Genomic DNA, 26,502 nt, shown 5'->3' on the forward strand with positions numbered 1-26,502 from the left:
CGGTCGATTCTTCCTCCCGGACCCGCCACGAGCTCGTCCTTGTCGGCGGCGGCCACAGCCATGTCGAAGTCCTGCGCGATTGGGCGGGCGCGCCCGTGCCCGGCGTAGAGCTCACCGTCGTGGTAGACCGCCCGATGGCCGTGTACTCCGGCATGGTGCCGGGCTTCGTCGCCGGCCAGTACACCCTCGAGGACATCCAGATAGACGTGCAGGGGCTCGGGCGGAAGGCGGGCGCCCTGTGGGTCGGCGCGAGGGCGACGGGGCTCGACGTGTCGGCGCGGCGGCTTCACATCGAGGGCGCGCCGCCGATCTCTTACGACACGGTGTCCTTCGACGTGGGCTCGACCGTGTCAGGCTGGGACCGCCCCGGCGTGAAAGATCACGCGCTCCCGACCAGGCCCATCGGGGAATTCGTGCGGGCGGTGGACGCCCTCATCGAGCGCGCGCGAAGCCAGGCGGATTTTCGCCTCGTCGTCGTGGGAGCGGGGGCGGGCGGTGTCGAGCTGGCGTTCGCCTTCCGCGCGCGCTTCGAGCGCCTGGGACTGCGCCGCGCCTCGGTCCTGCTTCTCGAAGCCGGGCCGAGAGTCTTGCCGGGCTACCCGGGCTCTGCAGCGCGCCGTATCGAGGAAAATGCCCGCGCTCGCGGCATCGCGATTCGCTGCGGGACGGCGGTGGCCGAGGCTCATGCGGATGCGCTCACGCTCGAGGCCGGCACGCGGCTTCCATGCGACGGATTCATCTGGGTCGCGGGGGCGGCGAGCCTGCCGCTCTTCGACGGCTCAGGCCTCGAGCGGGACCCGCGCGGCTTCATCAAGGTGAGCGATTCGCTCCAGGCGATGGGCCACGACGAGATCTTCGCGACCGGAGACTGCGCGAGCCTCGTCACGGATCCTCGACTCGCGAAGGCGGGGGTCTATGCGGTACGCCAGGGTCCCGTGCTGGCGTATAACTTACGGGCGCGGGTGACGAGGCGGGCGTTCAGACCGTACCGCCCCCAGCGCGATTTCCTCTCGTTGCTCAACCTGGGCGACGGCCGGGCGGTGGCGTCCAAGTGGGGTCTCTCCGCCGAGGGCGCGTGGGCGTGGCGGCTCAAGGACCGGATAGACCGGCGCTTCGTGCAGCGCTACCGCTGAGTGCCGGCCGCCTCGCGCAGGCAGGAGGAGAGGAGATCGAGGGCGGCGCGGGTGAAGGCCCACATGTTGGCCACGCGGTCGGCGCTCCGCGTCTCGAGCGTGATCACGCGCTCGACGGGCCCTGCGATCGCGATACAGGCGTGGCCGGCGGCGTCGCCGTAGCGATTGCCCGTCGGGCCGCTGGCGCCGGTCTCACTGAGGCCCCAGGTAGTCCCGAGGCGCTCGCGGATCGTGCGGGCGGCCAGGAGCGCGAAGGCTTCGGTGCTCGACCGCATGCCCTTGACGCCTTCGTCGGGGATGGCGAGGAGCGTGCGCCGCGCGCCCTGGGTGTAGATCACGCCCCCGCCCTGGTAGTAGGCTGAGGCGCCCGGGATGGCGAGAAGCGCGGCAGAGATGAGCCCGCCGGCCGAGGATTCGGAAACGGCCAGAGTCTGGCGGGCCTGGACGAGCAGGGCTGCGGGAGCGGCGGCGAGCATGGCGAGGTCGTTCATAGCATAAGATTGCCACGGACCGGTGTCATCCAGCGGAAGAAAGGAAGGAAGAAAGGAAAAAATGAGCAAGCCCAACGGCATGGCCGCCGATGCGCTCCGCTATCTCGACGCCCACATGGGCGACTTCACGCGGGAGCTGTCCGATCTGTCGAGGATCCCGAGCGTGTCGGCGAACGGTTTCCCGAAGGAGGAAGTCAGGCGCTCCGCCGAGGCGACGGCCGATGTCCTGCGCCGCGCGCGGGTGGACAATGTTCGCGTCCTCGAGATCCCGGGCGTGCACCCCTACGTGTACGGCGAATGGCTCAAGCGCCCGGGGGCGCCGACGATTCTCCTGTACGGCCACCACGACGTCCAGCCGCCGGGCAGGCCGGAGAAGTGGCTCTCGCCACCCTTCGAGCCGATCGAGCGAGGCGGGCGGCTCTACGGCCGCGGCACCGCGGATGACAAGGGTGGCGTCATGGTCCATGTGGCCGCCGTCGCCGCGTACCTCCAGGCCGCGGGCTCGCTGCCGTGCAACGTCAAGTTCATCATTGAAGGCGAAGAAGAGATCGGTTCGGAGAACCTCGGCCGCTTCCTGACGGAGTACCGCGACCTCGTGGCCGCGGACTACATCGTGCTGTCGGACACGGCGAACTTCGACACGGGCATCCCGGCGCTGACCTACCAGCTCCGCGGCATCTGCCAGGTGGACGTCGAGGTCGCCTGCCTCAAGCAGCCGGTGCACAGCGGCGCCTGGGGCGGTCCTGTCCCCGACGCCGTCCAGATTCTCTGCCGTCTGATCGCCGATCTCACCAAGGCCGACGGCTCGCTCGATGTGCCGGGCCTCTACAAGAAGGTCGCCAAGCCCAGCGCCAAGCAGCTCGGCCGCATCCGCGCCCTGCCATTCAACGAGGCCAAGTACAAGAAGGAGGCCGGGATGCTTCCCGGCGTACGGCTCGGCGGCGAGAAGCGCTTCTCGGTCTACGAGCGCCTATGGACTCGCCCGGCGCTGACCGTCATCGCGCTCGAGGCGCGGCCGTTCCTGGGCTCCTCCAACCAGATCATCGAAGCGGCGCGGGCGCGGCTGTCGCTTCGGACCGTCCCAGGGATGGACGCGCGCGAGGCAGGCCGGCTTCTCGGCCGCAAGTTGACCAGCCGGCCGCCCCAGGGCGCGCGCGTGACCGCGCGACTGACGAGCACTGCGCCCTGGTGGACGACGGACCCTGAGGGCGAAGCGTTCGAGGCCGCTCGCCGCGCGCTCAAGGCCGGCTTCGGCCGCGAGGCGGCGATGATCGGCTGCGGCGGCTCCATCGGCTTCGTCGGCCCGTTCGCCCGCGTGCTGGGCGGCGTGCCCTGTCTCCTCATGGGCGTGGAAGACCCCGCGACCAACGCGCACTCCGAGAACGAGAGCCTGCATCTCGGCGACTGGCTCAAGTGCATGCGCGCGGCCGTTCACCTGTACGACGAGCTCGCGCGCGTGCCGCTCGGGCGCCGCCGCGGCGGCTGAGGTAAGATGGCGCCCGCACCCTGCTCCCACCCCTGAACGCGGGCCCGCCGCAGGGCGGCCCCCGGAGGATCGCGACATGGATCACAGCAAAGGTCAGATGGTCACGCTCAAGGCCGAGGACGGCCACTTGCTTTCCGCCTACCGCGCCGCGCCAGCGGGCAAGCCCAAGGCCGGCCTCGTCGTCATCCAGGAGATCTTCGGCGTCAACTCCCACATCAAGAAGGTGTCAGACGGGTTCGCGGCGGATGGCTACGTCGCCCTGGCGCCGGCCATCTTCGACCGCGCCGAGCGCGGCTTCGAGACCGGCTACCAGCCCGCCGACATCGAGCGCGGGCGCGGCGTCCGCGGCAAGATCGACATCAACGACATGATCAAGGACATCCGCGCGGCCGTCGGCTCGCTCGCCGCGGAGGGCCTCAAGGTCGGCGTGGTCGGTTACTGCCTCGGCGGCACGCTCGCCTGGCTTGCCGCCACGCGCATCGATGGCGTGAGCTGCGCCGTCAGCTACTATGGCGGCGGCATCGCCGAGACCGCGGCCGAGAAACCGCGCTGCCCCGTCCTCTTCCACTTCGGCGAGACCGACCAGTCCATCCCGCCGGATCACCACGCGAAGATCCGCGCCGCGCACCCCACACTGCCCCTGCACGTCTATTTGACGGCGGGGCACGGCTTCAACTGCGACGAGCGCGGCGCCTACCACGCGCCCAGCGCGGCGCTCGCGCGCACGCGGACGATGGAGTTCCTGGCCAAGCACCTGTAGAACGGGTCTGGAGCTCTGACCGGTCCATCGTCGCAGCGGCGGCTCGTCGTCGAGTTGGCAGCGGCCGCGCTCGCGCGCCTTGTCCTCAACACGGCGCGGCGCTTCGCCTATCCCTTCGCGCCGGCCTTGGCGCGAGGGCTCGACGTGCCGCTCACCAGCGTGACCTCGCTCATCGCCCTCAACCAGGGGGCGGGGCTCCTGGGCCCGTTCCTGGGCCCGCTCGCCGACCGGTGGGGGCCGCGGGCGATGATGCTGGTGGGCCTAGCAAGTCTCTGTTGCGGCATGATCGCGGCGGCGGCGCTGCCGATCTACGCCACGGTGCTCGTGGCGCTCCTGCTCGCCGGGGTCGGGAAGAGTTGCTTCGACCCGGCGATCCAGGCGTATGTCGGCGCGCGCGTCCCCTGGGAGACGCGCGGGCTCGCCATCGGCCTCGTCGAGTTCGCCTGGGCGGGCAGCACACTCGTGGGCATTCCGCTGATCGGCTGGCTCATCGGCCGCTTCGGCTGGCGCTCGCCCTTTCTCCTTCTGGCCGCGCTCGCCGCCGCGAGCTTCACGCTCCTGGTGCTTCTCTTGCCGCGCGTCCCGTCGGCGCGAGGGGCCGGGCCCGCCGGCATCGGCCTGACCCAGGCGTGGCGGCTTCTCGTAGGGCGGCGCCCCGCGCTGGGAGCTCTCGGCTACAGCGTCTGCTTCACCATGGCGAATGATTCGCTCTTCGTCGTCTACGGCGCCTGGCTCGAGAGGGATTTCCGGCTGCCGCTGGCGGCCTTGGGCTCGGCGACGATCGTGATCGGCGCGGCCGAGCTCCTGGCCGAGTCGCTGATCGTGTTCCTCGCCGATCGCGTAGGCCTCGTGCGCGCGGCCGTGGGCGGCGTCGCCCTGACGGCGGTGGCGTATCTCCTGCTTCCGGCCGTGTCGCGGACGCTCCCGCTGGCCCTCGCCGCGCTCTTCCTGGCCTTTCTCGCCTTCGAGTTCACCGTGGTGACGGCCATGGGACTTTTCACTGAAGTGCTGCCGGGCGCGCGCGGGACCATGATGGGTATGCTCGCCGCCACCTCCGGCACGGGGCGCATGCTGGGCGCTCTCATGGGCGGCTACGTCTGGCTGTGGGGCGGGCTTGCCGCCACGGGCGCGGTCGCCGCGGCGCTGTCGCTGCTCGCGCTGGGCTCCCTCGTCTGGGGACTTCGCGGCTGGCACCCGCGCCCCGTATGATAGGCGCCCGCAGCCCGTATGATAGATGACGCTGTGACTGGAGACATCCGGGCGCCGTTCGACGTGTACCGCAACCGTGTGCGACCCGAGTGGATAGACCACAACGGCCACATGAACATGGGCTACTACGTGGTGGTGTTCGATCTCGCCACCGACGAGTTCTTCCGCTCGATCGGCCTCGACGAGGCGTACCGACGCGCCTCCCGCGTGACCACCTTCGCGCTCGAGGCCCACGTGACCTACCATCGCGAGGTCCGCGAGGGTGACCCGCTGCGCTTCACCACGCTGCTCCTCGGCCACGACGCCAAGCGCCTGCACTACTTCCACCAGATGCACCACGCGGAGGAGGGCTACCTCGCCGCGACCAACGAGCTGATGTCGCTCCACGTCAGCGGGGAGACGCGACGGGGCGCGCCGATGGCGCCCGAGATCCTCGAGCGGCTGCGCCTGGTCCAAACGGCTCACGACCGGCTCCCGCGCCCGCCCCAGGTGGGCCGCCGGCTTGGCCTTTCCACGCCCCCTACGACGCGCTGAGCGCCGCAGCCTCATTTGCCCCGGCGCCGGGCGCCGCGGCGGTATAATCCTCGCGCTTCCATGCGCAACCCGCTCGCGCTCCACACGTGGACCCTCGACACGACGCCGCTCGGGCGCGTGCTCGAGATCGCGCGCGAGACCGGGTGGCAGGCCGTCGAGCTCCGCCGCCTGGACTTCGCGCGAGCGGCCGAGCGGGGGCAGGCGGCCGAGGCCGTGCTCGACCGCGTGCGATCGTCCGGCCTCGCCACGGCCTGCGTTGGCGTCGCGCTCGGCTGGATGTGGGCCGAGGGCGACGAGCGCGCCAAACTGCTCCGCGCCTTCGACGAGTCGTGCCGCTGGGCCAAGGCCCTCGACTGCCGCACCGTCATGAGCCCGGTGGACCGGGGGCGCGGCGACGTCGTGCGCGCGGTGGCGAGCATCGGCGAGGTGGGCGACATCGCCGCGCGTCACGGCGTCAGGCTCGCGCTCGAATTCAACTCGCAGTGCGAGCAGTTCAACACGCTCGCGAGCGCGCGCGAGGCGCTCGCCAAGGCCGCGCATCCCCATGTCGGGCTCCTGCTCGACGCCTATCACCTCGGCAGGAGCGGGGCGCGGCCTGAGGACCTCGACAGCGTCCCCGGCGGGGACATCGCCTACGTCCAGTTCAGCGACGTGCCGCGAAGCGGGCTCGTCCCCGGCCAGGCGCTTGACCGTTTGCCGCCGGGGCAGGGCAGCGTGCCGTTCAGGGATTTCTTCGCCGCCATCGAGCGCCGGGGCTACGCGGGCTACTGCTCGTACGAGGCGCCCAACCCCGCGGCGTGGGCCCGCGACCCCGCGGCCGTCGCGCGCGAGGCGCTCGAGGCGACGAAGGCCGCCGCGGCATGAACGGCATCCCCGACGACCGTCGGCGGATCGTCATCGGCGCGGCGGCCGTGGTCGGCTTGGCCGGCCTCCTGTTCGGCGGCTGGGTGTGGTGGCAGGCCCGCTCCCAGATCAGCACCGACGACGCCTACGTCGAGGGCGCCGTCACGGTCATCAGCTCGAAAGTCTCGGGCAATATCTCCGAGATGCTCGTCAAGGACAACCAGGCCGTCAAGGCGGGCGAGCTCCTGCTGCGGGTGGACCCGCGCGACTACCGGGCCAAGCGCGACCAGGCCGCCGCCGCGGTGAAGGTCGCGGAAGCGGCCCTGCTGGCCCTGCGATCCGAGCTGCCGATGACGCGCGGGGTGACGGTGGCGCAGGGCGACGAGGCGCGCGGGGCTCTCGAAGGGGCGCGGGCGGCCGAAGCGGCGAGCCAGTCGGCCGTCGAGGAGGCGCAGGCCCAGCTCGAGGCCAAGCGCGCGGCGGCGTCGGCCGCCGAGGCGGACGTGGCGGGCGCGCGGGCCACCGCGGTCCAGGCGGTCCGCGAGAAGGACCGCCAGCGCAAGCTCGTCGAGCAGGGCTTGGTCGCCCAGCGCGACTATGACCAGGCCGAGGCCGCCGAGGGCACAGCGCGCGCCTCGCTCGAAGCTTTCGAGCGCCGGAAGATCCAGGTCGAGCGCGAGGCGCAGCAGGTCGAGGCCGCGCTCGCCTCCCGGCGGCTCGGCGTCCAGCAGGCGCGGCAGCGCGTGGCCGAGCTGCGCGGCTCGCTCGCCCGCGCCGAGAGCCAGCGGCACCAAGTCCCGATGAAGGAGGCCGAGGTGGCCCGCGCCGAGGCGGCGCTGGCCCAGACGCAGGCGGACCTCGCGTACGCGGAGCTCCAGCTCCAGTACACCGAAGTGCGCGCTCCGGTGGACGGCGTGGTTTCCAAGCGAACGGTCGAGCTGGGGCAGGTCGCCCAGATGGGCCAGCCGCTGCTGGCCATCGTGCCGCTCCACGATGTTTGGGTCATCGCCAACTTCAAGGAAACCCAGCTCGAGCGCATCCGGCCGGGCATGAAGGCCGAGGTGCACGTGGACACGTTCTCCGACCGCACCTTCCAGGGGACGGTGGATTCGCTCGCCGCCGGGACGGGCGCGCGGTTCTCGCTCCTGCCGCCGGAGAATGCCACCGGCAACTGGGTCAAGGTGGTCCAGCGGCTGCCCGTCAAGATCAGGCTCGACCCCGGGGAGTTCGGCAACCCCCACACGCTGCGCGCAGGCATGTCCGCCGTCGTCACCGTGAAGCTCCGCTAGCGCGATGAACTCGTGGGCCAATCTCCCGGGAGCGCAGAAGTGGCTCATCACGCTGTCCGTGATGATGGTCACCATCATGCAGATCCTCGACACCAGCGTCACCAACGTGGTGCTGCCGCACATACAGGGCTCGCTCTCGGCCGGCCTCGAGGAGGTGACCTGGGTCCTGACCTCCTACCTCGCGGCCAACGCGATCATCATTCCCGCCACGGGATGGCTCGCGGCTTTCATCGGCCGCCGCCGCTTCTTCCTGCTCTGCACCACGCTCTTCACCGTCAGCTCATTCCTGTCGGGCCTCGCGCCGAACCTGACCTTCCTCATCATCGCGCGCATCCTCCAGGGCATCGGCGGCGGCCCGCTGATTCCGCTGTCGCAGGCCATCCTCTGGGAGATCTTCCCGCTCGGCCAGCGCGGGCTCGCCATGGCGGTCTGGGGCGTCGGCATCATGATGGGGCCGATCTTCGGCCCGACGCTCGGCGGCTGGATCGCCGACAACTGGTCGTGGCGCTGGATCTTCTACATCAACCTGCCGATCGGGCTCCTGGGCTTTTTCATGATCAGCACCTTCCTCTTCGACCCCGAGTACCTGAAGAAGCCGGGGCGCATCGACGCGCTCGGGCTCGTGCTGATGGTGGTGGGCTTCGGCTGCCTCCAGCTCGTCCTCGATCGCGGTGAACACGAGGACTGGTTCGACTCGGGCCTGATCGTGGGGCTGTCGGTCATCGCGTTCGCGGCGCTCGTCGGTTTCGTCATCCGCGAGCTGACGGCGCGGGAGCCGATCCTGGACCTGGGCGTATTCTCGGACCGCAACTTCGCCACGGGCTCGGTCTTCGTCATGATGGTCGGGCTCGGGCTCTACTCGAGCATGCTGCTGGTGGCGCTGTACACGCAGAAGCTCCTCGCCTACGACGCCTGGAACTCGGGCTCGGTGCTGGGTCCCGGAGGCGTGGGCAACCTGATCTCGCTCGTCATCGCCGGGCGTCTCGTGACCCGGATGGACCAGCGGCTCCTCGTGGCCCTCGGCTGCGTCATCAATGCCGTGAGCCTCTTCATGATGTCGCATCTCACCTTGACCGTGGACTACTGGTCGCTCGCGTCGCCGCGCTTCCTCCAGGGCCTGGGGCTCGGCTTCATCTTCGTGCCGCTCGTGACACTCACGCTCGCCACGATCGACCGCCAGAAGCTCGGCAACGCCACGGCGGCCTTCAACGTGCTCCGCAACCTGGGCGGCAGCGTCGGGGTGGCACTGGCGACGACATTCCTCACCAGGCGGAGCCAGGGGCACCAGTCGGTGCTGGCGGCCCACGTCAACGTCTGGGACCCCGCGACGGCGGCCCGGCTCAAAGCGTGGACGGCCCACTTCGCCGCGCAGGGCGCCGACTCGTTCACCGCCGAGAAGCAGGCGGTCGCCATGCTCTACCACGATGTCGTGGCGCAGTCGCAGGTACTGGCCTACGCCGACGACTTCTGGATGCTGGCCGTCCTCTTCACCGTGCTGCCGCTCGCCATCCCGCTCATGCGCCGCGTCCGCGCCGAGCCGGTTGCCGTCGCCGCCGACGAGCCGTCGGGACGGGTCGAGCCCTTGCCCTCGGCGGTGGAGTGAACCTGGGCGCGTGACACCAGCCAAAAGCGTGTGATAGGATACCGCCCCATTCACTTCAGGGAGTCACACAAGGGCGCCAAAAGGGGGAGCTTATGACGCGAAGACTGACAACGATGGTGGTCTCAGTGCTGGTGCTTGGCCTGTGGGTCGGTTCGGCCTCGGCGGCTGTCAAGGTGAAGCTGCAGCTCTTTGCCGACGGGCTGGTGCATCCCCTGGTGATGCTCAACCCGCCGGACGGGAGCAAGCGCCTCTTCATCGTGGAGCAATCCGGCACGATTCAGATCATGATGCCGGACGGCAAGCTGCGCCCCACGCCCTTCATCGATCTGAGCAAGAAGATGGTGAAGCTGGACTGGGAGTTCGACGAGCGGGGCCTGCTGGGGCTGGCCTTCCACCCCAAGTTCAAGGACAACGGCAAGTTCTACGTGGTGTACACCGCCCCCGTCCGCACCGACGCGGCGCGCCGCCCGCGCCTGCTGTACTGCTGCACGAATTACCTGTCGGAGTTTCGCGTGTCCAAGACGGACCCGAACAAGGCGGACCTGTCCACCGAGCGCATCGTCTACTTCTGGGACAAGCCCCAGTTCAACCACAATGGCGGCGAGCTGTTGTTCGGCCCCGACGACGGCTACCTGTACTTCTCCACCGGTGACGGGGGATGGGCCAACGACGTGGCCATCGGCCACACGCCCAAGATCGGCAATGCCCAGGACCTGAAGGTGAACCTGGGCAAGATTCTCCGCATCGACGTCGACTCGGGCGCTCCCTACAGCGTCCCCAAGGACAATCCATTCGTGGGCAAGAACGACGCGCTGCCGGAGATCTGGGCCTACGGCCTGCGCAACGTATGGCGGATGTCCTTCGACGCGGGCGGCAAGCGCGAGCTGTTCGGAGCCGATGTGGGACAGAACACGTGGGAGAGCGTCAAGCTGATCCAGAAGGGCGGCAACCACGGTTGGAACCGGATCGAGGGCTCGCACTGCTTCAATCCTGACGATCCCAGCAACCCCAGCGCCCCGCAGACCTGCGACAAGACCGGCCTGCTGATGCCCATTATCGAGTACGGCAACATGAACGTGATCAAGGAAGGCAAGGGCATCTCCGTCACCGGCGGGTTCGTCTATCGCGGCAAGGCGATGCCGAACCTGGCGGGATCGTATGTCTTCGGCGACTGGAGCAAGTCCTTCACCCAGCCCCAGGGGCTGCTGCTGGTGGCCCGTCCGCCCGGGCAGGCGGGCGCCATGTGGGCCATCGAGGACGTGGAGGTGACGAACATGAACTTCCACTCCTACGTGCTGGGCTTCGCCCAGGACGAGGACCGCGAGCTCTACGTGCTGGTTTCGGACAATACCGCGCCCGGCCGCGCCAATGACCGGATCTACAAGATCGTGCCCGCGAACTGAGTGACTCGACGCCGAGGCGCCGGGGGCCCCGCCCCCGGCGCCATTTTAAAAACGATGCGGCGGTGGCTCGTGGCGGCGTTCGTCGGACTGGTGTCGCTCCCATTCATCGCACAGGCCCAGGAGTTCAAGCCGCCGTCGAACTTAAAATCGCCCGCGATGATTGCCGAGGGCCGGGCGTTCTTCAACCTGCGCTGCGCCGGCCGCTGCCACGGCGTGGATGGGCAGGAAGGCTTCGATGGCCCGATCCTGGTCGGCAAAGCCTACCTCGATCCGACATTCGTCTACGTTACCCTCATAACCGGGCGTCCCGGCAGCGCCATGCCCAGCTGGAAGGGCCGTCTGTCCGACCCCGAGCTGTGGAAGGTTATCGCCTTCATGTCGTCGCTGGGCGACCAGGCCCGGGCGGCAAAGGAGAAGTAGTCCCGAGTAATCCCCCTATGTCCCCCGCACGTAGCGCTGGAGCAGGAGGGTGAGGCCGAAGCCGCGCGCGCCCCACGCGGCGGCGGCGGGCGTTCCCGCGCCGGCCATGAGCAGGCCGTCGAGCAGCGAGATCCCGGCGATGAAGCTCACGACCGAGCGGGGGGCTCCCACCCTATGATTCAAAATCCCGATTCAACCTCTGTTCCCCGCTCAGGCAGGATCGGCCCGAGATGGGAGGGGAGTTTATCCGCACTGTGACAAGGCAGGTCCCGAGGAGGGACCCTCGGGCGAGGTGGGTCATGACTGAGAACGGGTCTTATGTTATCTGCGCTCCGCGCGGCGTGCGCAGCGCCGAGGCACTCGCCGCGGCGGTGACGCAGGCGTTCGTCGCCAAGGGGCCGACCGTGATCGAGACCGTCGTCGATTCCGATCACTATGTAGATACCGTGAAGGATTGACCGTGGCCACACGAACCGTCATCACCAGCGCCACGATGGTGCTAGCCGCCGGCTTCTGCGTGCTGTTCATCGGCGGCGGCGCCCGCTTCGCCATCGGGCTGACGCTGAAATCGGTGGTCGAGGAATTCGGCTGGGGGCGCAGCGAGCTCGGCATCGCAGTGGCGCTGTTCCAGATCGTCTCGGCCGCCTGCATGTATGTCGCCGGGCGCCTGTCCGACCGCATGAGCCCGCGCCTGGTGCTGGGCGGCGGGCTCGCTATCGCCGGGGTCGGCATCGGCCTGATGAGCCTGATGGCTGCGCCCTGGCACGCGCTCATCCTCTACGGCGTGGTGTTCGCCATCGGCAACGGCGCCGCCTCGATCATCCCGGTGGGCGTGATGGTGACGCGGGCGTTTCCCCGCCGCACCGGACTCGCCAATGCCGTCGTCAGCTCGGGCATGAGCGTCGGTCAGCTCGTCGTGATCTCCGCGTTGGCGGCGGTGCTGGTCGCGATCGGTTGGCGTTCGGTGTTCTTCTGGCTCGGCATCGCCCATCTGGTGCTGGTGCCGCTGCTGGTGCTGGCGATCCCCGCAACAGGCGGCAGCCGCGGCGCACAGGCCGCTGCCTCGCCCGCCGGCCTCGGCACCCGGCAGGCGGCGAGCACGCGCCAATTCTGGCTTCTGCTCGGCGTCTACGCCCTGTGCGGACTCGATGATTTCTTCGTCACCACCCATGTGGTCGCCTTCGCCCAGGACCGCGGGTTCGATGCCTTCCTCGCCGGCAATCTGCTGGCGTTGATGGGACTGACCGCGCTGGTCGGCGTGGTGGCGTCCGGGGCGTGGAGCGACCGATCCGGACCGGTGTGGCCGACGGTGGCCTCGTTCGTCGCCCGACTCGCCGCATTCGTACTGATCCTGGTCGACCAGTCGACCGTCTCGGTGGCGATCTTCGCCCTGGTGTTCGGCGCCACCTTCCTGGTCACCGCGCCGCTCACCGTCATCTTCGTGGTGCAGAGCTTCGGCACGAAAAGCCTCGGCGCCCTCACCGGCCTGATCATCATGGTGCACCACATGTTCGGCGGCATCGGCGCCTATCTCGGCGCCGCCGCCTTCGATCGCCTGGGCGGCTACGACCTGGCGTTCGCGGTGATGATGTTCTCCAACGTGCTGGCGCTGGTGCTCACGTTCGGGCTGCGGCGAACGGCGAGTCAGTAGCTGGGGGTCGTTCGGCGCAGCATCGATGAGATCGTCGGGACGGGGTAGGCTGCCGGCATGCGTGGTCAGGACGCGCGCGAGGCTCCCTTTCATGGCGTGACTACTTCTTCACGAGCGGGCAGCCCCCTCGGCAAGAGGGCGGAACGCCTGGTCGCCCGGAATCGTCGCGACGATCTTCGCCAGGTCCCATTCGCTCTTCGACTCGTCGGGCGTCTTGGCCTGCATCAGGTACATGTCCCGGATCGCCCGCCCGTCCTCGCGGATGCGCCCCTGCCTGGTCATGAAGTCGTTGATCGGCATCTCCTTCATCTTCGCCATGCCCAGCTGGAAGGGTCGTCTGTCCGACCCCGAGCTGTGGAAGGTCATCGCCTTCATGTCGTCGCTGGGCGACCAGGCCCGGGCGGCGGGAGGGAAGTAGCCCTGAGCGGTCCCCCTATGTCCCCCGCACGTAGCGCTGGAGCAGGAGGGTGAGGCCGAAGCCGCCCGCGCCCCACGCGGCGGCGCCGGGCGCTCCCGCGCCGGCCATGAGAAGGCCGTCGAGCAGCGAGATCCCGGCGATGAAGCTCACGACGGCGCGGGGGATGTTGGCACGCCCGGGCCGCACGAGGAGCCAGACGCCGTAGCCGACCCAGGCGAGGAAGCCCAGGTAGAGCGCGGCCCCGACGCCGCCGCGGGTCAGCGCCGGGATCCCGTACGCGAACGGCGCGCCGAGGAACAAGAGCGGCCAGAGATTTCGAAACGCGGCCAGGTTCTCCTGCTTCGCCACGTAGGTCAGCCCGATGAGGTACGAGAGGAGCACGGTTGCGCCGATCACCACCGGCGCCCCGAGACCTCCGGCGACGGCGAGCGCAGCGGTCGCGTAGACGAGCACGCGGCATAGCCCCATCAGAAGTGGGCTCCACGGATTCGCCTTGTGGCGCGCATCGTAGAAGACGATGAGCGCCGCCAGGATGAACCCGGACAGGATCGTGGAGGCATATCCTCGTTGGCCCGTCCAGGCAGCCTCCGCCGCCAGCGCCGCGAGGCCGGCCGCCAGCAGGCCGTAGCCGGCGGCGAACACGGTCGTCGCCTTCACGAGTCCGGCCGGGATGGGGCGCTCGGGGCGCTCCCGCGCGTCGATCTCCCGGTCGAAGGCATCGTTGAGATACATGCCCCCGATGTAGAAGAGCGAGAGGGCGAGGGCGAGAAGCGCCGGCGGACCAGGGCCGACGGAGACGCCCGCGAGCGCGACGCCCGCCAGCACGTTGGTCCAGACCGTCGGCAGGTTGGAAATCCGACCGAGCCGGAGGTAGACGCTCCAACTCACGCGGGCTGTCTCTCCACGACACAGACGCTAGCAAGCGCGGGAGCCGGGTGTCAAACGGACTCGGCAAGGCGCTTGCGGTCGCGTTCCCCCCTCGGCTATGCTCAGCGCGCGCGGGACCGGGACAGGCGCCTTCGATGCGAGAGGGACGCGGAGTCGTTGGGACGGGAACGGAGGGCCGCTTGGTGACGCTGATTTCATCGCAGGTGGAAAAGGCGCTTCGGGAGCTCGTGGAGCGCAGGACCGAGACGGCGTCCCGTGAGTGGCTCGCGCGGACGTCCGCGGCGTTCGGGGCCGCGCCGGACCGCGGTGCGCTCCTGGAGGCCTTCACGGCCGCGACCCGACGGCTCGGCCGGGCCCGCCTCGCGCCCACCGAGGAGGAGATCGCGCGGCTGGCCGGGGCCGGCGTAAGCTGGCCGATCGGGACCTGGGGAGCGGACGAGCTCGGCCGGGTCGCGCTGCTCGTCGCGGCGGCCGCCCACTGGCCCGAGGCCGAGCTGGAGGCGCTTGTGGAGGAATGCTACCGCCAGGGTGACGGCGCCGAGCGGCAGGCCGTGCTGCGGGCCTTGCCCCTGCTGCCCGCGCCGGAGCGATTTCTCGAGATCGCCGTGGACGCGTGCCGGAGCCATATCCAGCCGCTCTTCGAAGCGATCGCGTGTGAGAACCCGTATCCGGCGCGTCATTTCCCAGAGCTCAACTTCAACCAGATGGTTCTCAAGGCGCTGTTTACGGGGGTCGCGCTGGCGCGGATCATTGGGTGCGACGGCCGCGTGACTTCCGAGCTCAGCCGGATGGCCGCCGACTACGCGAGCGAGCGGCGGGCGGCCGGGCGGAGCGTTCCGCCGGACATTGGGCGACTCACAGGGGGCCGACTCACCGGAGACAGGGGAGACCAACCATGAAGCTCTTCGATCCGCACATCCACATGACGTCCCGGACCACGCTCGACTACGAAGCCATGGCCGGGGCGGGCATCGCAGCCGTCGTGGAGCCATCGTTCTGGATGGGACAGCCCCGCACGCACGTGGGCTCCTTCGAGGACTACTTCGCCTCGCTGCTGGGTTGGGAGCGGTTCCGCGCCAGCCAGTTCGGCATCCGCCACTTCTGCACGCTCTCGCTCAACCCGAAAGAGGCCAATTCCGCGCGGATCGCCCAGGGCGTGATCGACCTGCTGCCCCGCTACCTCTCCAAGGATGGAGTCGTGGCGGTGGGCGAGATCGGCTACGACGACATGACGTCGGAGGAAGACAAGTACTTCGCCGCGCAGCTCGAGCTGGCGATCCGGTTCGACCTGCCGGTGCTGATCCACACGCCCCACCGCGACAAGAAGCGCGGAACCGAGCGGAGCCTCGCGCTCATCCGGGAGGTGGGGTTCCCCGAGGAGCGGGCGCTCATCGACCACAACACCGAGGAGACGCTGCCGCTGGTGCTCGAGAGCGCGTGCTGGGCGGGCCACTCCATCTACCCCTTCACGAAGATGGACGAGCCGCGCATGGTCGCCCTCGTCAAGCGATATGGTCCAGACCGGATCCTGATCAACAGCGCGGCCGACTGGGGCGTGAGCGACCCGCTGAAGGTCCCCAAGACCGCCGCCCTCATGCGCGAGAGCGGGATCTCCGAGGCGGACATCGAGCGGATCGTGTGGGAGAACCCCGTCGCCTTCTTCAGCCAGAGCGGCCGACTGGACCTCGGCCCCGCGGCGGACAGCCCGGCAATAGACCAGACGCAGCTGTGGGAGGGGAACTCGGTCCTGCGGGGCCAGCAGCCCATCGTGAAGCGCTGACGCCGGGGCATCATGCACCGGACCGTCGCCCTGCTTGTCGTCGGCCTGACCGGTGACCTTCTCGGCGACGCCACACCGAATCTCCAGGCGCTCAGCCGGGAGGGATGCGCGCGGCCGCTCGAGCCCGTCCTGCCCGCCGTCACCTGCTCCGTCCAGTCCACCTTCACCACGGGGCTCCCGCCGAGAGACCACGGCGCGGTCGCCAACGGCTGGTACTTCCGCGACCTGGGGGAAGTCTGGCTCTGGCGACAGTCCAACCGGCTCGTGGCTGGAGAGAAAATCTGGGAGACGGCCGCCCGGCGCGATCCGGCCTTCACCTGCGCGAATCTCTTCTGGTGGTACAACATGTACTCGACCGCCACCTACGCCGTCACGCCGCGGCCCATGTACCCGGCGGACGGGCGGAAGCTCCCCGACATCTACACGGAGCCGCCCGAGCTCCGCGCGGAGCTCCAGGGGCGGCTCGGCACCTTCCCGCTGTTCAACTTCTGGGGACCGACGGCGGACATCACCTCGAGCCGGTGGATCGCCGACTGCGCGCTGCACGTCTACGACACGCGCCGGCCGACGCTCACTCTCGTCTACCTGCCGCATCTCGACTACAACCTGCAGCGCTTAGGTCCCCGCCACCCCGATCTCCGGAAAGACCTCGGCGCCATCGACGCCCTCTGCGGCGAGCTGATCCGGCACGTGCGGCGCGACGGGGCCCGGGTCGTCGTGCTCTCGGAGTACGGCATCACGGAGGTCCGGGGTCCCGTCCATCCGAACCGCGCCCTACGCGAGGCCGGGCTCATCCGGGTGAGGACCGAGCTCGGGCGAGAGCTCCTGGACGCCGGGGCGTCCGAGGCCTTCTGCGTCGCGGACCACCAAGTGGCGCACGTCTACGTGCGGCGCCGCGAGCGGGTCGCCGAGGTGAAGCGGCTCCTCGAGGCGCTCCCGGGCGTCGCGGCCGTGCTCGACGACGAGGGGAAGCGCGCACATGGGCTCGATCACCCGCGCTCGGGGGAGCTGGTGGCGCTCGCCGCCCGCGACCGCTGGTTCACCTACTACTACTGGCTCGACGACCAGGTGGCGCCGGACTTCGCGCGCACCGTCGATATCCACCGCAAGCCCGGCTACGATCCGGTCGAGCTATTCCTGGATCCGGCGCTGCGCGCCCCCAAGCTCAAGGTGGGCTGGACGCTGCTCAGGAAGGCGGCCGGGTTCCGGTACCTCATGGACGTGATCCCGCTCGACGCGAGCCTCGTGCGAGGCTCCCACGGCCGGCTCCCCGAGACCCCCGAGGCCGGTCCCGTGCTGATCTCGAGCGAGGCCGGGCTCGTTCCCGCGGATGTCGTGCGGGCTACCGACGTCAAGTCGCTCCTCCTGGCCCACGTGTTCGGGCTCGCACCCGGGGTCAGGTCTTGAAATCCAACACGCTGGACGCGACGGGGTACTCAGCGCTCCGCGACAGGGCACGGCTCACCGTCGCGTAGTGCACGCCGAGGAACTCTCCGATCTCCTTCATGGTGTAGCCGTGCTCATGGACTGCGAGGGCACATCGCGCATCGCGGTCGCATTTGGACGTGACGTTTGTGAAGAGCGCGGCCAGCGGTGGACGCAGGGCGAAACGCTGCGCCCGCGGTACCTCGACGAGGGTGGCGGCGTCCGGAGCTCGCTCACGCAGGCGAGCCAAGAAATCGGCGTCACCCATCACAAGCCGCGAGCTGAGGGGCTCCAGCGGATCGGCTGTCTCCGCGAGCCCCGCTTCGACGAACTGCCGGTACCGATGCTCCGCCCGCGCGCGGACGGGCGTGTCGCCAAGGGACAACACCCAATCCACCGTCAGGAACGTGGGCACGGGCGCCTCGCCCGCCGTGGCGCGGTAGCTACTCCAGGGCCACCGTCCGGGATGGGTGACGAGGCCCGCGCGCACCGGGTTGAGTACGACATAGCGGCAGACCTCGCGCAGATAAGCATCCCGGTCCACCACTTGGGCATGGAACCGCCCCTGCAGTACGTGCCCGGGGCGCTCGTGCCGGCGGGCGAAGCGCTGGCTGTACACTCCGTTGAGCTGGCGCATGGCGCGGGAGAGATTGGCCTCGGGAGTTTCCAGCAGGAGGTGGTAGTGATTGCCCATCAGGCAGTACGCGTGGCACAGGATGTGGTACCGCGCGACAGTGGAGGCGAGCACCGCCAGGAAGCTCTCGCAGTCTGCGTCATCCTCGAAGATGGGCTGGCGCCCGTTGCCGCGGGCCGTGACATGATAGAGCGCGTCCTTGAAGGCCAAGCGAAGCGGCCGTGCCATAGCTCGACCGTACCGCCACGCTGGTGCGTTGCTCAAGATGTACTCGGCGAGATACGCTGATGAAAGTAGAAATGTCGTAATGCAAGACCTGACCCCTACGAGATGCCGGTGGCGCGCAGGCGCGTGATCTCCTCCTCGCTGTAGCCTGACTCGCGCAGAATCTCGTCCGTGTGCTGGCCCGGCATGGGCGGCGGGCGCCGCATGGCCGCGCGGCCGGTCGAGAGCTCGAGCGGGAAGCGGAGGAGCTTGACGGGCCCCGCCACGGGATGCTGGATCTCCTCGACGGCGTCGGCCGCCTGCACGGCGGGGTCGGCGAAGGTCTCAGTATAGGTATTGATGGGCGCCGCCCAGATGCCCTGCGGCACCAGGCGCTCGAGCCACTCCGCCGTCGTGCGCTCGCGTGTGACGGGGTCGATGAGCCGGGCGACGGCCTCGCGCGCCTCGAAGTTCCACGTGACGGCGACGTAGGGCTCGAGCGCGGGCAGCGGGAGCGCGCGCGCCAGCGCGCCGAGCGGCGACATGGAGAGCACGATGTGCCCGTCGCGCGTCGCGTACACGCCGTAGGGCGGCGGGTGGAACATGCTCGCGAGCCCGGTCGGGCTCTTCTCGAGGCGCGCGCCGTTCAGGTGATACGACGCGACCTCGATCTGGAGATCGAGCGCGGCCTTGAGCATGCTGGCCTCGACCTGGAGGCCCTTGCCGGTGCGCGCACGCTCGAGGAGCGCCGCCAGCACGCCCATCGCGAGCAGCGCCGCGCCGTGCTGGTCGATGACGGCCGTGCCGACGGGCGTCGGCGGCTGGTCCGCGCGGCCGGAAATGGAGGCGAGGCCGGAGAACGCTTGCATGAGAAGGTCCTGCCCCGGCCTGTCGCGGTACGGGCTCGACTCGCCGTAGCCCGAGGCCGAGGCGTAGATGAGCCGCGGGTTGATCTTGGAGACGTCGTTCCAGCCCAGCCCCAAGCGCTCCATGACTCCCGGCCTGAAGTTCTGGACGAGCACGTCCGCGCTCTCGACGAGCCTGCGTGCGACGGCGAGGCCCTCGGGCTTCTTCAGGTCGAGCGTCAGGCTGCGTTGGTTCCTGTGCGCCAGGAGGAAGAAGACGCTGACGCCGTTGAGAAACAGATTGGCGCCCGACCAGTGCCGCTCCCAGAGCGTCCCGCCCGGCGGCTCGATCTTGACCACGTCGGCGCCCATGTCGGCGAGGAACTGGACGCCCGACGGCCCGAGCAGGAACTGGGTGAACGAGAGGACGCGGACGCCCGCGAGGACGCTGAGCGCCGGGCGCTCGCTCACTCGACGCCCTTGAGGATGTGGGTCGCCGCGCACACCACGTCGCCGCGCTGGGTGGTGCAGGTGACGCGCGCGAAGGTCTTCCGCTGGACCGGGTCGCGCTCGACGATCTCGTAGTCGACCGTGACCGTGTCGCCGATGAAGAGCGGGGCGGGGAAGCGGACCTTGTCGTAGCCGTAGGAGACCCAGGTGCCCGCCAGCCCCTCGAGGATCTTCGTCGAGGTGTTGGACATGAGCCCGAGGGCGAGCGCGCCGTGGGCGATGCGCCGGCCGTACTTGGTCTTGCGCATGTACTCTTCGTCCACGTGGTTGGGCGAGAGATCTCCGGTGATGCCGGCGAAGAGGTAGACGTCAGATTCCGAGATGGTTTTGCTGAAGGTGACGCGGCGTCCGATCGTGAGCGCCTCGAACCCGTCCTTGGCCATTGCCATGTCGTGCTCCTTTCTCTCTCCCGCGAAGCGGGCTGACTGTAGGGCCGGGCGCGGGCGGCGTCAAGCCTGCCGATAGGGTAGGATCCCTCTCATGAGCCGCAACCGAAAGCTTCTCGCGGCGTGCTCCGGCCTCTGGCTGGGCTTTGCCGCAGGCTGCGCGCGCGTGCCCGGCGTCGAGGTGCCGGACGTCCGGACGCCGCCCGAGGTCGTGGTCGAGATACTGAGGCTCGCCCGCGTGGGCCCGGGCGATACGGTCTATGACCTGGGCTCGGGCGACGGGCGCATCGTGATCGCGGCCGCGCGCGATTTCGGGGCGCGCGGGGTGGGGATCGAGCTGGATCCGGATCTCGTGGCCGAATCAGCGAAGAACGCCCGGCGCGCTGGCGTTGCGGAGAACACGCGCTTCCTCCTGCAGGACATCTTCGAGGCCGACATCAGCGCGGCGACCGTCGTCACGATGTATTTGTCGCCCGACGTCAACCTGCGATTGAAGCCCAAGCTCCTGTCCCAGCTCAAGCCCGGCTCGCGCATCGTCTCCCACGATTTCCCGATCGGCGTCTGGCAGCCCGCGCGCGTCGCCAACTTCAAGGGCCCCGAGCGCACCCACGTGCTCTCGCTCTGGATCGTCCCGCCTCGCTAGGGTCCCTGGTTCAGAACGGGGCGCCCGGCCGGGTGCTGATGCATCCGCGTGATACACTGCGCACAGGGCCTGTGCTATGCTCCGCGCGGTTTTCCACATTCTCAGGAGGCGCGCACGTGACCGGGTATCTGCCCGTGATGATCTTTCTGGCGCTCATCGTGGCGTTCGCCGTGGTGTCGCTCGTCGCGGCCTCCGTCCTGCGGCCCGCGCGCCCCTACTTCTCGAAGCTCGAGAACTACGAATGCGGCGCCGAGCCAATCGGCGAGGCATGGGTGCAGTTCCCCGTGGGCTTCTACCTGGTCGCCTTGATCTTCATCGTCTTCGACGCGCTCGCCATCTTCCTCTTCCCGTGGGCGCTCGTGCTCCGCGGACTCGGGATGGGCGGCGTCGGCGTGATGGCGCTCTTCGTGGCCATCCTCGGGCTCGGCTGGGTCTACGCGCTCCGGGAGGGCATCCTCGAATGGAAATAAAGGCTCCGACGCCGCAGATACCGCCAGCCGTCTGGACCGAGTTCAAGGATCTCCAGGAGTGGGAAAAGCTCCACCAGACGCGGCCCGAGGGCGACAAGCACTCCGCGCTCTTCGAGACCCTGGAAGACGGCGTCTTCAACTTTCCTGGCGGTTTCATCGTGACCACGGTCGCCGACGCCTTCTTCAACTGGGCGCGCAAGTCCTCGGTCTGGCCCGTGACCTTCGGCCTCGCCTGCTGCGCCATCGAGATGATGGCGACGTTCGCCTCGCGCTTCGACGTCGAGCGCCTCGGCATGGTGCCCTTCGCCTCGCCGCGCCATTCGGACCTCATGATCGTCTCCGGCACCGTCACCATCAAGATGGCGCCGATGCTCAAGCGCATCTACGAGCAGATGCCCGATCCCAAGTGGGCCGTGTCCATGGGCTCCTGCGCGAATTCGGGCGGGCCGTTCCGCCACGGCTACCACGTCGTCAAGGGCGTGGACCGCGTCATCCCGGTGGACGTCTACGTGCCGGGCTGCCCGCCGCCTCCGGAGTCGCTCCTCTATGGCCTGCTCAAGCTCCAGGACCAGATCTCCCACTTCCGCACGACGGGCCAGCGCGCCACGCCCACCGAGAAGACCGACTAGCGTGCTGACTCCGGAGCAGGCGCGCGGGCTGGTTCAGGAGCGGTTCGGCGTCACCGTATCGGGCGAGGGCCCCCTCCTCGTCGTAGAGGTGCCGGCGGACCGGTGGCTCCCGCTCGGCGAATTCGCCCGCGAGACCCTCGGCTGCGTCTATTTCTCCTTCATGACGGCCGTGGACTGGAAGGAGCAGGGGCTCGAGGTCGTGGCGCGCGTCGAGAACCTGGACGCCAACTTCGCCGTCTTCATGAAGACGAAGCTCGGCCCCGGCGAGACGCGCTGCGCCTCGCTCCAGCCCGTCTGGCGCGGCGCCGACTGGATGGAGCGCGAGTGCTACGACATGTTCGGCATCCGCTTCGAGGGGCATCCGGATTTGCGGCGTATCCTCCTGCCCCAGGACTGGGAAGGCCACCCGCTGCTCAAGTCCTACGCCGTGGACACGCCGCATCCCCCGTATCGCTAACAGACAAGGGAGTCTTCTCATGATCCACGAGCTTCGGACCTACACGCTCCAGCCGGGCACGCAAGGCCAGTACCTCAAGAACTCCTCCGAGATCGGCCGCAAGATTCGCGGCGACAAGTACGGCAAGCTCGAGGGCTTCTGGTCCACGGAATTCGGGACGCTGAACCAGGTCGTCCACCTCTGGACGTTCGAGAGCCTCAACGAGCGGGAGCGGCTGCGCGGCGAGCTCGCGAAGAACGAGGAGTGGACCAAGAGCTACCTGCCGCAGACGCGCGGCATGCTGCTGGCGCAGGAGAACAAGATCCTGTCGAGCGTTTTACCGCTCAAGCCGCCGGCCGAGCCCGGCCACGTCTACGAGCTGCGCTGGTACCGGGCGCACGTCGGCCGGTTGGCGGAGTGGATCGGCCTCTTCAAGGGCGTCATGCCGGCGCGCGAGAAGTACTCGAAGAACGTCGGGGTCTTTCAGGCCGAGGCGGGGCAGCTCAACGAGGCCGTGCATCTCTGGGCCTACAAGGACCTCAACGACCGCGCCACGGTCAGGAGCAAGGTGCTCCAGGACCCCGAGTGGCAGGTCTTCCTTGGGAAATCCGCGCCCTGCCTCGCCGAGATGAAATCGATCATCCTCAACCCGGCTCCGCATTCCCCGATGAAATAACACCCGCGATGATTTTCGAGATGAGACGGGGCCGACGAGCCGCAGGCGAGGAGCCCGGCGAGACGAGTACCGAATAATGGACATCGAAGCGCGGCAGGTTCTCGAGATGGGCTACGGCGGCGCCGAGCGCATCACCATGAACATGGGGCCTCAGCACCCGTCCTCCCACGGGGTCTTCCGCGCGATCCTCACGCTCGAGGGCGAGACCGTGATCGCGATGGACGCCGTTATCGGCTACCTCCACCGCTGTCACGAGAAGCTCTCCGAGACGCTCACGTACACCCAGTACCCGTCCATCGCGTCCAAGACCGACTACGTCGCCGCGATGACGAGCGAGCTGGCCTACGTGCGCGCGGCGGAGATGATCGGCAAGATCGACGTGCCCAAGCGCGCGCAGTATGTGCGCGTCATCGCCGCGGAGCTCCAGCGCGTCGCCTCCCACTGCGTCTGGCTGGGCACCTGGTGCCTCGACATGGGCGGGGCGCTGGGCGGCGGCGCGACCGTGTTCCTCTACTGCATCCGCGAGCGCGAGGACGTCCTCGACCTCTTCGAGTCGCTGACGGGCGCGCGGCTCCTGTACGGGCTCCACCAGGTCGGCGGCGTCCGCTACGACATCCCGGCGGGCTGGGCCCAGCAGGTGCGCGCGACCGTGGACAAGATCGACGGGCGCATCTACGAGTTCGAAGAGATGCTCGAGTCGAACGCGTTCTTCATGGCTCGGACCCAGGGCGTGGGCGTGGCCTCCCGCGAGCTGGCGCAGGAGGTCGGCATCTCCGGGCCGCTTCTCCGCGGCTCCGGCGTGAACTACGACATACGGCGGGCCGAGCCCTACTCCTCCTACGGGGACTTCGACTTCAAGGTGCCCGTTGAGACGGCGGGGGACTGCTTCGCGCGCTACCGGGTGCGGATGGTCGAGTTCCGCGAGTCCATCAAGATCGTCCGCCAGGCTCTCGACGGGCTTCCTGAAGGTCCCATCTCGTCTCGCCCGGGCGTCAAGTCGGTGGGGCAGGTGCGCATCCCCAAGGGCGAGGGCTATGCCCGCGTCGAGGGCGCGCGCGGCGAGGTCGGCTGCTATCTCATCGCGGACGGATCAGCCAAGCCCTACCGGATGAAGTGGCGCGGCGCCTCGTTCTCGAACCTGGCGCTCCTGCCGCACATCATCCCGGGCCACAAGGTCGCCGACGTCGTCGCCATCATGGGCTCCGTGGATCCCGTCTTCGGCGAAGTGGACCGATGAGGCCAGGTCAACCCACCCCCTCACCCTACCCTCTCCCCCGTGAGGGGGAGAGGGCAGGGTGAGGGGGGGCGGGCAGTCTGATGCTCTCCGCGATCTACTTCTTCACGGTGGGCTTCATCGTGCTGAACGCCATCATCGGCATGGTGACGTACGTGACGCTCCTCGAGCGGAAGTTCGCCGCGCGCATGCAGTCGCGCATCGGCCCCTACCGCGTCGGGCCGCACGGGCTCCTCCAGCCCATCGCGGACGCGCTCAAGCTCATGATGAAAGAGGACATCGTCCCGCGGCTCGCCGACCGCCCCGTCTACAACTTGGCACCCATCGTGTTCCTGATCCCGTGCATGCTGATCTTCGCCACGCTGCCGTTCGCACCGGGGTTGGGCGTCGCCGACCTCAACATCGGCATCCTCTTCTTTCTCGCGGTCTCCGCCATGGAGATCGTGGGGCTGTTCATGGGCGGCTGGGGCTCCAACAACAAGTACGCGCTGCTCTCCGTAATGCGGGCGGTCAACCAGATCATCTCCTACGACCTGCCGTTCGTCTTCGCCGCGATGGTCCCGGTCCTGCTGACGGGCTCGCTCAAGCTCTCCGACATCGCCGCCGCCCAGCCGGATGTGCTGCACTGGTTCGTCTTCTTCCCGGTGATCGGCCAGCTCGCCTTCGTCGCGTACATCGTGGCGATGCTCGCGGCCGAGAACCGCGTGCCCTTCGACATCCTCGAGGCGGAGTCGGAGCTGGTCGCGGGCTTCCGCGTCGAGTACTCGGGGATGAAGTTCGCGCTGATCCAACTGGGCGAGTACGCCCACGTCATCGCCACCTCCTTCCTGGGCGCGCTGCTCTTCATGGGCGCCTGGGGCGGGCCCGGCGCCGGCGCGTTTCCGGCCCTGGGCGTGCTCTACTTCCTCCTCAAGGCGATGTTCATCTTCCTGCTGGTGACCTGGATACGCTGGAGCTTCGTCAGGATCCGGGTGGACCAGATCCTCGCCATCTCCTGGAAGCTGCTGCTGCCGGCCACGCTCGTCCTGCTCATGGCCACGGCGGTCGTCGTCGCGTGGAAGGGGCCCGGCCTTGGATAGGCCCCTTGGGGATAAGCCCCTTGGGAACAGGCAGCTCGGCCAGAGCTTCTGGCCCGACCTGGGCAACCTGCTGAGCGCCGTCAGGCGCGCGATGGGGATCACGCTCCTGAACCTCTTCCGCAAGCCCGTCACCGTGCACTACCCCGAGGTCAAGCGCGTCTACCCCGACCGCTTCCGCGGCGTGCTGGCGCTGACGTACGACAAGGAGACCGGCGAGGAGGACTGCATCGGCTGCCGGCTCTGCGAATACATCTGCCCGCCGCAGGTGATCAAGGTCGAGATGCTCAAGGGGGAGAAGCGCAACTTCGCCAAGACCTTCACCCTCGAGCTGTACGCCTGCGAGTTCTGCGAGCTGTGCGTCCAGGTCTGCCCCACGGACGCCATCATCATGATGAAGTCCTTCGACCTGGCGACCAGCGACCGCCGCGAGTTGCTGCTCGACAAGGACCGCCTCCACACGATCGGCCTCCAGTTCGAGCCCTCGTGGGCGACGGGCACCGGGCTTCGCGCCATGCAGACGCCTCCCAAGGCCCCTGCCGCGGAGGCTCCTGCCGACGCGAAGCCAGCTCCCGAGCAGGTCAATGAGGAGGTCAAGGGCGCCACGCTGGAGGGTGGTGCCCGATGACCCTCGAGGTCGTGACCTTCTGGGGGCTGGCCGTCCTGCTCATCGGCTCCGCCCTGGCCGTGGTGCTGACCAAGAATCTCTTCCACTCGGTCCTCTATCTCGCGCTGTCGCTGACCGCGACGGCCGGCGTGTTCCTGGCGCTCGACGCGGAGTTCCTCGCAGCGGTGCAGCTCCTTCTCTACGCGGGCGGCGTCGTCACCATCGTGGTCTTCGCCATCGTGGTGACGGAGCGGCTCGTCGGCGACCGCATCACGCAGACGAGCCGGCACATCCTCGCCGGCCTGGTGCTGGCGGGCGCCTTGCTCCTGGGGGTCCTGCGCTTTCTGCGCGGCGCCGACCTGCCCGTCGAGCGCCCGGTCATCGCCGTGGACGTGACGCGGGCCATCGGCCAGGTGCTGCTGACCGAGTTCGTGCTGCCCTTCGAGCTCCTGGCCGTGCTGCTACTGGTCGGGCTCCTGGGCGCGCTGTACTTCGCGAGGCCGGAAGAATAGCCATGGGTCTTGGCGCCTACCTCACGCTCGCCGCGGTGCTCTTCGCCATCGGCTTCTTCGGCGTCGTCACGCGGCGGAACACCATCGGCATCCTGCTCGGCATCGAGTTGATGCTCAACGCCGTCAACATCAACCTGGTCGCCTTCGCGCGCTTCAACGCCGACGTGGTCGGGATGGTCTTCACCGCGTTCACCATCCCGATCACCGTGGCCGAGGTGGCGCTGGGGCTGGCGATCGTCATCCTCATCTTCAGGATGAAGCGCACGGTCATCGCCGATCACCTGGATCTCCTTAGAGGCTGACCGGG

Annotated in this window: 30 protein-coding genes and 2 pseudogenes; 25 read left to right on the forward strand and 7 right to left on the reverse strand. The window is 68.8% G+C overall.

Annotated features, from left to right (window positions below):
* Window positions 1-41 precede the first annotated feature (41 nt).
* A pseudogene (locus tag Q7W02_18850) lies at window positions 42-1,133 on the forward strand (FAD-dependent oxidoreductase).
* Here Q7W02_18850 and Q7W02_18855 read toward each other — a convergent pair.
* Window positions 1,124-1,624, reverse strand: a complete 501-nt coding sequence (locus Q7W02_18855) for a CinA family protein (protein ID MDO8478218.1) — start codon at window positions 1,622-1,624, stop codon at window positions 1,124-1,126. The pseudogene Q7W02_18850 and the gene Q7W02_18855 sit on opposite strands and share 10 nt — an antisense overlap.
* 61 nt (window positions 1,625-1,685) lie before the next feature.
* On the opposite strand from Q7W02_18855, the gene Q7W02_18860 reads away from it, so the two are divergent.
* From Q7W02_18860 to Q7W02_18900, 9 genes are all read left to right on the forward strand, one after another.
* The gene (locus Q7W02_18860) at window positions 1,686-3,110 is read left to right on the forward strand and encodes a M20/M25/M40 family metallo-hydrolase (GenBank protein ID MDO8478219.1); all 1,425 of its coding nucleotides are present in this window, start codon (window positions 1,686-1,688) and stop codon (window positions 3,108-3,110) included.
* Window positions 3,111-3,186: 76 nt separating this feature from the next.
* Window positions 3,187-3,870, forward strand: coding sequence for a dienelactone hydrolase family protein (locus tag Q7W02_18865; GenBank protein ID MDO8478220.1), 684 nt, complete (start codon window positions 3,187-3,189; stop codon window positions 3,868-3,870).
* A 54-nt stretch (window positions 3,871-3,924) separates the two neighbouring features.
* Window positions 3,925-5,079 (forward strand): MFS transporter, encoded by a 1,155-nt coding sequence (locus tag Q7W02_18870; protein MDO8478221.1) that lies wholly within the window; start codon window positions 3,925-3,927, stop codon window positions 5,077-5,079.
* 33 nt (window positions 5,080-5,112) lie between these two features.
* Window positions 5,113-5,613, forward strand: coding sequence for a thioesterase family protein (locus Q7W02_18875; protein MDO8478222.1), 501 nt, complete (start codon window positions 5,113-5,115; stop codon window positions 5,611-5,613).
* 60 nt (window positions 5,614-5,673) lie between these two features.
* Complete coding sequence (locus Q7W02_18880) at window positions 5,674-6,477, forward strand: sugar phosphate isomerase/epimerase (protein ID MDO8478223.1); 804 nt, start codon at window positions 5,674-5,676, stop codon at window positions 6,475-6,477.
* Entirely contained in the window at window positions 6,474-7,745 is a 1,272-nt protein-coding gene (locus tag Q7W02_18885) for an HlyD family secretion protein (protein MDO8478224.1), read from the forward strand. Before Q7W02_18880 ends, Q7W02_18885 begins: the two co-directional genes overlap by 4 nt.
* A gap of 4 nt (window positions 7,746-7,749) precedes the next feature.
* Window positions 7,750-9,348 carry a DHA2 family efflux MFS transporter permease subunit gene (locus tag Q7W02_18890; GenBank protein ID MDO8478225.1) on the forward strand — a complete coding sequence of 533 codons (1,599 nt, stop codon included), beginning with the start codon at window positions 7,750-7,752 and terminating at the stop codon, window positions 9,346-9,348.
* Window positions 9,349-9,440: 92 nt separating this feature from the next.
* Window positions 9,441-10,751: a PQQ-dependent sugar dehydrogenase gene (locus Q7W02_18895; GenBank protein MDO8478226.1), complete on the forward strand. Its 1,311-nt coding sequence runs from the start codon at window positions 9,441-9,443 to the stop codon at window positions 10,749-10,751.
* A 69-nt stretch (window positions 10,752-10,820) separates the two neighbouring features.
* Window positions 10,821-11,171 (forward strand): cytochrome c, encoded by a 351-nt coding sequence (locus Q7W02_18900; protein ID MDO8478227.1) that lies wholly within the window; start codon window positions 10,821-10,823, stop codon window positions 11,169-11,171.
* Window positions 11,172-11,186: 15 nt separating this feature from the next.
* On the opposite strand, the gene Q7W02_18905 is transcribed toward Q7W02_18900, so the two are convergent.
* Complete coding sequence (locus tag Q7W02_18905) at window positions 11,187-11,321, reverse strand: hypothetical protein (GenBank protein MDO8478228.1); 135 nt, start codon at window positions 11,319-11,321, stop codon at window positions 11,187-11,189.
* 149 nt (window positions 11,322-11,470) lie between these two features.
* Here Q7W02_18905 and Q7W02_18910 point away from each other — a divergent pair, with 149 nt between their 5' ends.
* Window positions 11,471-11,629 (forward strand): hypothetical protein, encoded by a 159-nt coding sequence (locus Q7W02_18910; protein ID MDO8478229.1) that lies wholly within the window; start codon window positions 11,471-11,473, stop codon window positions 11,627-11,629.
* 2 nt (window positions 11,630-11,631) lie between these two features.
* Complete coding sequence (locus Q7W02_18915; GenBank protein ID MDO8478230.1) at window positions 11,632-12,822, forward strand: MFS transporter; 1,191 nt, start codon at window positions 11,632-11,634, stop codon at window positions 12,820-12,822.
* Window positions 12,823-12,922: 100 nt separating this feature from the next.
* Here the strand turns inward: Q7W02_18915 and Q7W02_18920 are convergent.
* Both Q7W02_18920 and Q7W02_18925 read right to left on the reverse strand, forming a co-directional pair.
* Window positions 12,923-13,140 (reverse strand): annotated as a pseudogene (locus Q7W02_18920) (ABC transporter permease).
* Window positions 13,141-13,255: 115 nt separating this feature from the next.
* On the reverse strand, window positions 13,256-14,128 hold the full coding sequence (locus Q7W02_18925; GenBank protein ID MDO8478231.1) for a UbiA family prenyltransferase: 873 nt from the start codon (window positions 14,126-14,128) through the stop codon (window positions 13,256-13,258).
* A 182-nt stretch (window positions 14,129-14,310) separates the two neighbouring features.
* On the opposite strand from Q7W02_18925, the gene Q7W02_18930 reads away from it, so the two are divergent.
* Genes Q7W02_18930 through Q7W02_18940 form a run of 3 tightly spaced genes read left to right on the forward strand, consistent with a single transcriptional unit; the run spans window position 14,311 to window position 17,315 of the window.
* Window positions 14,311-15,027, forward strand: a complete 717-nt coding sequence (locus tag Q7W02_18930; GenBank protein MDO8478232.1) for an EboA domain-containing protein — start codon at window positions 14,311-14,313, stop codon at window positions 15,025-15,027.
* Entirely contained in the window at window positions 15,024-15,908 is an 885-nt protein-coding gene (locus tag Q7W02_18935; protein ID MDO8478233.1) for a TatD family hydrolase, read from the forward strand. The genes Q7W02_18930 and Q7W02_18935 overlap by 4 nt, the downstream gene beginning before the upstream one ends.
* Window positions 15,909-15,920: 12 nt before the next feature.
* Complete coding sequence (locus tag Q7W02_18940) at window positions 15,921-17,315, forward strand: alkaline phosphatase family protein (protein ID MDO8478234.1); 1,395 nt, start codon at window positions 15,921-15,923, stop codon at window positions 17,313-17,315.
* Here Q7W02_18940 and Q7W02_18945 read toward each other — a convergent pair.
* The 3 genes from Q7W02_18945 to Q7W02_18955 form a co-directional block, all read right to left on the reverse strand.
* Window positions 17,305-18,195: a transposase gene (locus Q7W02_18945; GenBank protein MDO8478235.1), complete on the reverse strand. Its 891-nt coding sequence runs from the start codon at window positions 18,193-18,195 to the stop codon at window positions 17,305-17,307. The genes Q7W02_18940 and Q7W02_18945 overlap by 11 nt on opposite strands.
* 95 nt (window positions 18,196-18,290) lie before the next feature.
* Complete coding sequence (locus Q7W02_18950) at window positions 18,291-19,487, reverse strand: CoA transferase (GenBank protein ID MDO8478236.1); 1,197 nt, start codon at window positions 19,485-19,487, stop codon at window positions 18,291-18,293.
* Entirely contained in the window at window positions 19,484-19,915 is a 432-nt protein-coding gene (locus Q7W02_18955; GenBank protein ID MDO8478237.1) for a MaoC family dehydratase, read from the reverse strand. Before Q7W02_18955 ends, Q7W02_18950 begins: the two co-directional genes overlap by 4 nt.
* A gap of 91 nt (window positions 19,916-20,006) precedes the next feature.
* On the opposite strand from Q7W02_18955, the gene Q7W02_18960 reads away from it, so the two are divergent.
* From Q7W02_18960 to nuoK, 10 genes are all read left to right on the forward strand, one after another.
* Entirely contained in the window at window positions 20,007-20,555 is a 549-nt protein-coding gene (locus Q7W02_18960; protein ID MDO8478238.1) for a methyltransferase domain-containing protein, read from the forward strand.
* Window positions 20,556-20,671: 116 nt separating this feature from the next.
* Window positions 20,672-21,025 (forward strand): NADH-quinone oxidoreductase subunit A, encoded by a 354-nt coding sequence (locus tag Q7W02_18965; GenBank protein ID MDO8478239.1) that lies wholly within the window; start codon window positions 20,672-20,674, stop codon window positions 21,023-21,025.
* Window positions 21,016-21,654 (forward strand): NADH-quinone oxidoreductase subunit B family protein, encoded by a 639-nt coding sequence (locus tag Q7W02_18970; GenBank protein ID MDO8478240.1) that lies wholly within the window; start codon window positions 21,016-21,018, stop codon window positions 21,652-21,654. The genes Q7W02_18965 and Q7W02_18970 overlap by 10 nt, the downstream gene beginning before the upstream one ends.
* A 1-nt stretch (window position 21,655) precedes the next feature.
* The gene (locus tag Q7W02_18975) at window positions 21,656-22,111 is read left to right on the forward strand and encodes an NADH-quinone oxidoreductase subunit C (protein ID MDO8478241.1); all 456 of its coding nucleotides are present in this window, start codon (window positions 21,656-21,658) and stop codon (window positions 22,109-22,111) included.
* A gap of 19 nt (window positions 22,112-22,130) precedes the next feature.
* A complete protein-coding gene (locus tag Q7W02_18980; protein ID MDO8478242.1) occupies window positions 22,131-22,766 on the forward strand; it encodes an NIPSNAP family protein in 636 nt (211 codons plus the stop codon).
* A 76-nt stretch (window positions 22,767-22,842) separates the two neighbouring features.
* On the forward strand, window positions 22,843-24,003 hold the full coding sequence (locus Q7W02_18985) for an NADH-quinone oxidoreductase subunit D (GenBank protein MDO8478243.1): 1,161 nt from the start codon (window positions 22,843-22,845) through the stop codon (window positions 24,001-24,003).
* 80 nt (window positions 24,004-24,083) lie between these two features.
* A complete protein-coding gene (gene nuoH, locus Q7W02_18990; GenBank protein ID MDO8478244.1) occupies window positions 24,084-25,079 on the forward strand; it encodes an NADH-quinone oxidoreductase subunit NuoH in 996 nt (331 codons plus the stop codon).
* Window positions 25,072-25,704, forward strand: coding sequence for an NADH-quinone oxidoreductase subunit I (locus Q7W02_18995; protein MDO8478245.1), 633 nt, complete (start codon window positions 25,072-25,074; stop codon window positions 25,702-25,704). The genes nuoH and Q7W02_18995 overlap by 8 nt, the downstream gene beginning before the upstream one ends.
* Entirely contained in the window at window positions 25,701-26,195 is a 495-nt protein-coding gene (locus Q7W02_19000) for an NADH-quinone oxidoreductase subunit J (GenBank protein ID MDO8478246.1), read from the forward strand. Before Q7W02_18995 ends, Q7W02_19000 begins: the two co-directional genes overlap by 4 nt.
* Window positions 26,196-26,197: 2 nt before the next feature.
* Window positions 26,198-26,497, forward strand: a complete 300-nt coding sequence (gene nuoK / locus Q7W02_19005; protein ID MDO8478247.1) for an NADH-quinone oxidoreductase subunit NuoK — start codon at window positions 26,198-26,200, stop codon at window positions 26,495-26,497.
* Window positions 26,498-26,502 lie beyond the last annotated feature (5 nt).

This window comes from Candidatus Rokuibacteriota bacterium, assembly GCA_030647435.1.
GTDB lineage: Bacteria > Methylomirabilota > Methylomirabilia > Rokubacteriales > CSP1-6 > AR37.